7 protein-coding genes and 1 pseudogene are annotated in these 7557 nt (G+C 69.0%); all 8 read right to left on the bottom strand.

Annotated features, from left to right (window positions below; all coding sequences use genetic code 11):
* Positions 1-651: serine/threonine-protein kinase (locus tag ACJ8AT_RS35630; RefSeq protein ID WP_407742429.1), on the bottom strand; the 651-nt coding region annotated here is incomplete at its 3' end.
* A 166-nt stretch (positions 652-817) separates the two neighbouring features.
* Positions 818-2011, bottom strand: coding sequence for a tyrosine-type recombinase/integrase (locus ACJ8AT_RS35625; RefSeq protein WP_407742428.1), 1194 nt, complete (start codon positions 2009-2011; stop codon positions 818-820).
* Between the two features lie 244 nt (positions 2012-2255).
* On the bottom strand, positions 2256-2624 hold the full coding sequence (locus tag ACJ8AT_RS35620) for a hypothetical protein (RefSeq protein ID WP_407742427.1): 369 nt from the start codon (positions 2622-2624) through the stop codon (positions 2256-2258).
* On the bottom strand, positions 2621-2971 hold the full coding sequence (locus tag ACJ8AT_RS35615) for a hypothetical protein (RefSeq protein ID WP_407742426.1): 351 nt from the start codon (positions 2969-2971) through the stop codon (positions 2621-2623). Before ACJ8AT_RS35615 ends, ACJ8AT_RS35620 begins: the two co-directional genes overlap by 4 nt.
* Entirely contained in the window at positions 2968-3132 is a 165-nt protein-coding gene (locus ACJ8AT_RS35610) for a hypothetical protein (RefSeq protein ID WP_407742425.1), read from the bottom strand. Before ACJ8AT_RS35610 ends, ACJ8AT_RS35615 begins: the two co-directional genes overlap by 4 nt.
* On the bottom strand, positions 3122-4603 hold the full coding sequence (locus ACJ8AT_RS35605; protein WP_407742424.1) for a hypothetical protein: 1482 nt from the start codon (positions 4601-4603) through the stop codon (positions 3122-3124). The genes ACJ8AT_RS35610 and ACJ8AT_RS35605 overlap by 11 nt, the downstream gene beginning before the upstream one ends.
* A 1163-nt stretch (positions 4604-5766) precedes the next feature.
* Positions 5767-6591, bottom strand: a complete 825-nt coding sequence (locus ACJ8AT_RS35600) for a hypothetical protein (protein ID WP_407742423.1) — start codon at positions 6589-6591, stop codon at positions 5767-5769.
* A 436-nt stretch (positions 6592-7027) separates the two neighbouring features.
* Positions 7028-7324, bottom strand: a pseudogene (locus tag ACJ8AT_RS35595) (serine/threonine protein kinase); the annotation flags it as partial.
* Positions 7325-7557: the final 233 nt, after the last annotated feature.

Genomic DNA, 7557 nt, shown 5'->3' with positions numbered 1-7557 from the left:
GCCGTGCTCGTCCTGGGTGAACTCGCCGGGCTGCGGGTACTCGCCGGTGAGGAGCCGGCAGGCCGTCACGCCGAGCGAGTACAGATCATCCGCGGGCCCCGCGGCATGGCGCGCCGAGTGGTCCCAGGGTGAGTACAGCTCCAAGAGCGCAGCCTCCGGGGAGCGGTAGGCCGGAGTGCCGGGGTGCCACGCGGGCGGAGTGAGAGGGGAAGCATCCGGGTAGGTGCCCGATCCGAAGTCGGTCAGCATGGCGCGACCGTCGGAGCTGCGCACCAGGATGTTGTCGCCCTTCAGATCTCGATGGACGCCGCCCTGGGCGTGGAGTTCTTGGAGTGCCCCTGCGAGCTGAGCCAACAGCCGCAACACCCGCGCAGGAGAAGGAGGGTGCTGCCGGGTCCAGTCGTAGAGCGGCACGCCGTCCACCCATTCCATTGCGAAGAAGGGTCGACGGGTTCCCCAGCAACTTCGCCCCCTTGGCCCCGTCCACCCATCCCACGCAAAACCGGCTGTGGAGTGGGTTGATGGACCGCCTCTGTGCCCTCGCCCGCCTCGCCCAACTTCTCGCGGCAACGGCCACAGTACCCGTCCCAGGGCCTCCCGTCGAAGCGGAGGATTGCAAGGTGGTCCGGGTCGCCCTCCCAGTTGCGGCACGGCGCTAGCACGGACCCAGAGTGGAACAAGAACGCGTTTTTCCCAGCAACCTCGTGCCAGCAGAGGTTGCACGAGGTGCACAGGTGCACCTGTCCCACCGTCTTCACATCCACGCCCAGGCACTCTGGGCAGCACTTCGTTCTCGGTTCGTTCATAGCGTGTCTCCCTATCTCTTTCTGGGTGGAACAATGCTCAGGCCCTTGCCGCTGCGCTCAGCAATGGCCTGCTGCTGCATGGCCTTCTTGTTCTCCATGGCCCGCCGCACATCATCGCCGCCGCGCACGTCCACGAGGAGCGCGCGCAAGTAGGCATCCGTCGTCTTCTGGTCCCGGTGGCGCAACAAGTCGTGGATCTTCTCCCGGTCCACGCCCTGCCGGGCCAGGAGCGTCGCGTAGGTGTGCCGGTACACGTGCCAGGCATCGCCTCCCCACTTGCCCACTTCGCGGCGGCGGAAGTCCTGGGGCGCCACCTCGCGGTGAATCTCCATGAGCTTCTCCAGGTCCGCTTTGAAGTAGTGAAAGAGGTAGTTGTGGTTGGCGAAGCCCGCCCCCTCGCGCGAGGATTTCTTGGGCTTGAGGGCCTGCTCACGCTTGAAGCGCATGGCTTCGCGAATCGCCTCCACAGCAGCCGGCATCAGCTCCATGGTGGCCGCCGAGAATCCCGTCTTCAAGTCCACGAGCTTGGAGTTGTCCCGCTCGCGCTGCATGTAAATGCGCAGCGTGCCGCCGTCCAAGTCCAGCGCCCGCCTGCGCAGCACTTCCCGCTCCACGTAGCTGCCCGGCATCGGAATGCCGAGCGCCTCCTGAATGCGCAGCCCCTGGTTGTCGAGCACTTCCACGAGGGCCTTGGCCACGGGGTCCGGCATGCTCGCCTTGAGCAGCGGCACCGTAACGTAGGGCTCCATCATCGCCCGCGGGCGGGCGTTGAGTGGGTCGTAGTAGGCGGGAAGGAAGGCGGTGGTGACGGGGTTTGGAATCAGCAACCAGCCGCGAAGAGGCGCCTCCGCGCAGCGCCGGTATACCTTGCGAATGGTGCAGTGGTGGCCGTGCACGGTGGAGGGCGTTACCCGGTTGGGGCACTGGGGGCTGAGGCGCCAGTCGAAGTAGCGCTTCCAGTCCGCAGTGCTGGGCCGCTCGATGCCCCGCTCTCCAAGCCACGCCAGGGCTTGCTTCAGGTAGCTCGCCTCGCCCTTGCGCGTGGATGTGCGTTTCTGCTCGCCCTGGAGGTTTGCGAGGTAGTGCTGCGCGAGCTGGGCAAAGGGTGGCTCCTGGAAGAGCTGGCCCTGAAAGGCCACGGTGTACGTGCCGTCCTCGAGCTGCTCGGCGTCGACGGGTTGGGGGGCGCGAAGCAGGAGGCTCACGAGGCACCTCCTTCCGGCAGGGGCGCGTGCTCGGTGCACGGCTCCCACAGCTTCAGGAACGCCGCGAGCTCGTCTCCGTGGCTGCGCAGAGCACCTTTGTAGCAATAGTAGACCCAGGCGTAATTCCCATTCCTGAGCACCTCAACCACCCTCACGTGCGAACGCGACGGGCGGGGAACCACTCCTCGCGCTTTCCAACACTGGCCGGGCAGGGGACTCGGCACAGCCTCTTGCCGGATCGTGGTCACGCCGCGTCCTCCGCCCGGGCCTTGGCGACAGCGGCTCGGATCTTCGCGCTGGCCCTCTTGTCGTACTGGAGCTGCGCCACGTCGTTGTAGGTGAGGTGCGTCCAGTCGCGCAGCGCCGCGAGGGCGTGACACAGGGAGCGGGCCGCGTCCTCGCGAAGTGGCCAGGCGTTGATGGAGGCGCCGCTGTTGACGTGCGTCACCACCCAACCGGCGTCATCGTCGAGGCTCCGGGTTACCGCGAGGCCATCGTCGAGGCTCCGGGTTACCGCGAGGCCGCGCACCTCCAGGAGCACTTCCGCGAGGGTGGGGCCGGACGTTCTTCCGCTCACGTAGAGCGTGGTCAGCTTGGTGGGCTGGGCGCTCACTGGAGTACCCCTTCCTTGGCCAGGGCCTCGGCCACCGCATGCGCGGCCTGAGCCACGGCCTCCAGCTGCTGCGCGCCCTTCTCCAGCTCGCGCAGCGTCTCCAGGTCCAGGTCAATGGTGAGGAGCTGCGCCTGTTCCGTGGCGGCATTGAGGGCCTGGAGCGCCTGTGCCACGTGGGGCGGCTTCTCATCCCCGTAGGCGTCCTGAGTGAGCTTCTGGGCTCTGCCTGCAATCTCCTCCGCTGCGGCCTGGGCTCGCCACGCTCCGCGGTAGCCAGCGGCGGCCCTGCAAAGCTCGTTCGCGACCCACTCCATGTAGTGCTGTGCGAGGCGCTTCTGGTGGCTCACAGGGCACCCCCTTCCTGCGCCGCCACCTGCGCGGCGCCGCCCCCGGGCTCGCCCTTCGGCAGGGCACGCCGGGCCGCCGCATCCGCGAGCACCGCGGCGGGCGGCAGCGGCGCGGAGATCTCCTCGGGCGGGGAGGTGTTGGGGGCGGGGTTAGTTGCCATGGGCCACCTCCACCAACAGCCGCCACGTGCCGTTGCCCTTCGGGCAGCCCTCGTGCGGCTGGTCACGCAACCGCTCCGCCCGGTGAACACTCATTGTCGGCTCCTGGCAGCACCCGTCGCACCATGCGCCGTGCACGCGCCCCGTGAGGCCCGTGAGGACAGTCCCAGCGAACGGCGTGCTGAAGTGGTGCGCCGTCCCGTCGCTCGGCGTGCTGAACTCGGGGAAGAGGGGAGCACTCACGGGATTGCGAACGCTCAGCCACCCGGGGCGCTCCGCGCAGCGCTGGTACACCTTGCTCACCACCGCGCGCAGGTGCTGTACCGTGCCTGCCGTAGAGGGGAGGCTGGGGCGCGCGGGATTGAGCCGCCATTCAAAGTAGCGCTTCCAGTCCGCCGCGGTGGGCCGCTCAATGCCATTGTCGGAGAGCCACCTCAGGGTGGCCCGCAGCTGAATCTCTTCAAACCGTGTTGTCGTGCTCGCCCGCTTCCGCTGGAGGTGCCCCTGGTAGTAGGCGACCAACTCCGCGAAGGTCGGATCTTGAGGCTCCTGGCTGCCGGGCGGGGACTTCGCACCCGTGGCGCTGGCCTCCCCTGCGAAGCGCTCCAGCGCCGCCGCCATCTCCTCCGTGGTGAGGCAGACCTGGTCGCACATCTTCACCATGAGTTCCGCCTCGCCAGGCGCCAGCAGGACGACGGTGAACTTCCCGGCCCCCACCGCCCAGCCCAGCTCCAGGTGCGCACTCCTCCCGCACGGGCCAACCAGCACACAGGCATCGCACGCCCGAAGCGCGTTCATGTCGTAGGAGAACCCGCGCTCCGCTACGGGGTGGCTCAGCGCCTCTCGATACTCTTCCGGAGTCCACGACTCCCACCCGGGGTGCACCTCGCGCCAGCTGAACCCCGTGTTGCCGGGCGCTGGGTTGCGGAAGTCATACACCTCGTGGCCCGCTGCTCGGAGGATGCGGACAACCTCCTGCTGCCGCGCTTCGTTCCGCCAGCTCGAGGCCACGTAGATGCGGAGCCGGTTGGGCTGAGCACCGCCCACGGTCGTGGGCTGCGCACCCGTGGCGCTGGCCGGTGCGGTGGTTGCCGGGGTGGCCAGAGCGACTTCAGCAGGCTCGACGTCCGGAGCCTCCGCCATGGCCTCGCGCATTTCGTTCAGCAGGGCCTGGGGGCTCACCGCCGACACGCCGTCGTAACGGGGGTGGCTGGCGCGGACGTGGCCTTCAGCATCGCTGCGGAGCTCCACCGTCCACCCCTGGAGGACGCAGGCGGCAATGGCCGCGCGCACCTGCTCCAGCTGCTCGAGGCTGGAGGGCCGCCCCGCTCCAGGCCGGAAGGGTTGCACGTGCTCAGGCTCGGGCGGCACTCGCACGGGGTTGTCCGAGGCTTTCGCGTGCACCTTGCTGGCCCACTTGCGCGCCTGCTCCTGCTGCTCATCCGTCCAGACGACGACGTCGAGCACTGGCACGTCCCTGTCCACTGGAGACGATCTTCCGGAAGCGCGGCATTTCGATCGCGGGGCGCGCGATCCCTGGTGCGCAGGTGCGATCAGACGAACGCGGGTCGGATCAGCATCGATGTCGATGGCTCTTCCTGGTCCCTTGTTCGACCTCCTGACGCCCAATGGGTGCATGTGGGCACCCACTTGCGCTCTGGCGCCGGGCTCCTGAACAAGAGAGTACCTCATTCTCTGCTGCGGGCGGCAAGCCGCACTGGTCATGACCATAGGTGGAAGTTCCGGCGATCGCTGGAGCGCGGGATTCGTTCCCGCGCTTCGTCGCGATCGGCGCGATCGAAATCCCGCGTTCTCGGAAGATCGTTTCCACCCCCCGCCCTCCAGCAACTCGCCCAGCAGGGCCTGCTCAGCTGCGCCCCAGCCGCCACCACAGCAGCGCGGCCTCACCGGGAGCCCCGTGCACCAATCCTCCAGGAAGCGCTCTCCGTGAGGGCACTCAGGCCACTGTGCCCCTCTGTGGCGCGCGAGCACCGGCGCGTGCGGCCCGCCTGGCTCTCCGTGGTGAGGCCCGCCGCACCAAAGGCACTGCACCACCTGCGAGCGGCTCACATACACAACGCCCGTGGAGACAGAGGGGCCTGCGCCGCGCGCACTTCCCTTGGCCCATGTGCTGTTTGTGCTGTAGCTGGCGCGGACAGCAGGAGCCTCAGCAGCAGGCTGCGCGGGCCGATCTTGCGCGAGCACCTGGGCGCGCACCTCGGCGAGCACCTCTGTCGGCAGCTGCCAAAGGCCCTGTGCGCCCTTGCACGGCACCGGGCGCTCCAGGCGCACCGTTCCCCTGAGTTGCCAGTGGCGCTGGCCCGCCACAGCCCAGCGCGAGGGGCTGTTTCCCACCGCGCCCTCGAGCACGGCCACGGCTACCACGGCTCCGCGCGGGCACGAGTGGCGCCCCGGCACCTTCAGCCCGAAGGCTTCGCGAATACTCTGGGCGCTGCGCTCGTCGTAAACCAGCCCCGCGTGAATGGCCAAGGGCTGGCCCAGGGCCTTCTGTGGTGGGGCCCAACCTCGGTTCTCCACATCCTTGCCCAGCTCGGCAACCGCGGTACCCCACGGCTGTTGGAGGGTGAGGGAGTGGAGCGCCGTGGCTGAGCGGAGGAGCTCTGCCACAGAGGCGCTCACGGCGTGCCCTCCCGTTCGCTCAGCAGCGAGGCCAGGGCTTGGTTGAATCGACTGAGCGCCTGCGTGGTGTCTTCGCCGCTGGCCCTGCTCCAGCCCTGGGCCGCGTGCTCACCGTACGCCCGGAGAATGCGTGCAGCCGTCTCGCGGTCGAGCACAGCGCCCGCGCCTGCTGCCTGCTGCATGGCGGTACGCGCCCGCGCCTGCTGCTCGCGGCCCAGCTCCGTTCGGTACCAGCGCAGCCTCGCGCATATGGCGTTGAGGGAGTCCCTGCGCCGCGCGGCCAGCAGTGTCTGCCGGACCGCGAGCGCGAGCATGCGCAGGAAGAGCCCTTTCCACTGGAGAGCCACCGCGCGCTGGCTGAACAGGGCTGCCTCGAGCTGCTCGACACGCCCTGCCTGCTCTTCGAGCTCCGCGGCGAGTCCGCGGGCGCGGTGCTCTGCCGCCTCCATCCGGCTGGCCGCCTCGTCCCGCTCAAGATCGTGCGCCGCTGCGCGCCTCTCGGCCTCGTAGGCACGGCGGCTCGCCTCGGCGGCCTCCATCGCCCAGCCCTCGGCTTCCGCGTCGAGCTGCGCCGCCTTCAACCTCAGCGCCGGCAGCGCAGCAGCGGCGCACCTGTCACACAGGCCGCCCTTGAGAAAGGCCAGGCGCTTGCCGCAGCTCGGGCAGCGCTGCCGGTGCCACCAGAGCCCGAGAATGTAGGGCGCGAGCGCGAGCCAGCCCCGGACGCGACGCAGGTGAATGCTGGCCTCGCGCCAGGCCTCCCGTGCCCCATGGGCGAGGGTTGCGGCCTCCAGCAGCGTGAGGCCCAACAGCAGCGCCACGGCCCGCCACGTGGACTCAAGCCTTCCAACCGGCGCGGCCTGGGTGGCAACTCCCACCGTAGGTGCCAAGTCCGTTCCGGCGTTCCCTCGCTCAGCCCCGGTACTGCTGGGGCTTCCCTCGGGGACGACAACAGCCACCCGACCACTGCCGCCACATGGACGGCACCGGCCTGTGCACTCGCTCAGGGTGCAGCACCGGCCTGTGCCCTCACACGTTCTGCAGACGGCAGTGCCGGTCAGCGACTCTGCCAGTACGTCAACTGCCTCAGCGGTGCCATCCCAGGTCCCACCGGCTGCGCCTGACTTCGCGGCGTCGGAGCCGACGTCTCGCCGCTCTGCCTGGTCTCCCCCTGGAAATGCGGAGGTGTTTCCAGAGCCTTCCGAACAACCTCCTGATTTTGCTGAGCCCGAATTGCAATCAACCCACTCCACACCCGAGGTAGGGATGGGTGAAACCGGAGGGATGCTGCCACTGCCCGGAATCCACCAGACGCGGGACGCTGGGGTGGCGCGTGCGGGAGAGCAACACCAGTTCGCGAGCGAAGCGCGGATCTCCCGGCATCAGAGCCAGCTTGAGGGCCACGGGTTCTGCGTGCTCCTGCCCCACGCGCACGGCCCGGTAGACAGCACCGTTGACGCCGCGGTTGGCCCAGGCCACCACCCGCCAGGCGCCCACGACGGTTCCCGGAGGAAGAAGGGCCAGGGGCCGTGGGGGTGCCTGCGTTCTCTCCATGAAGTGGCTCGGGTGAGCAGCCTACCTCGCGCGTAGGCTCACCGGGAGCAGAGTGTTCCGCGCTCGAGCATGAGATGGCCAAGAAAAGCCCCGCGTCCCCGTGCTTTGGGTCCGCGGGGCCGTGACTCACGGAGCGGAGATCAGGACGGCTGCGGCGGCTTCGAGCCGTCGAGCACCAGGGGGAGCTGGGCGGTGAGCGCCTCGGCGAGCTGGAGCACCTGCTCCAGGGGAAT

It is taken from the genome of Hyalangium sp. (assembly GCF_045802625.1).
GTDB lineage: Bacteria > Myxococcota > Myxococcia > Myxococcales > Myxococcaceae > Hyalangium.
This window is presented reverse-complemented; position numbering and strand designations above follow the sequence as displayed.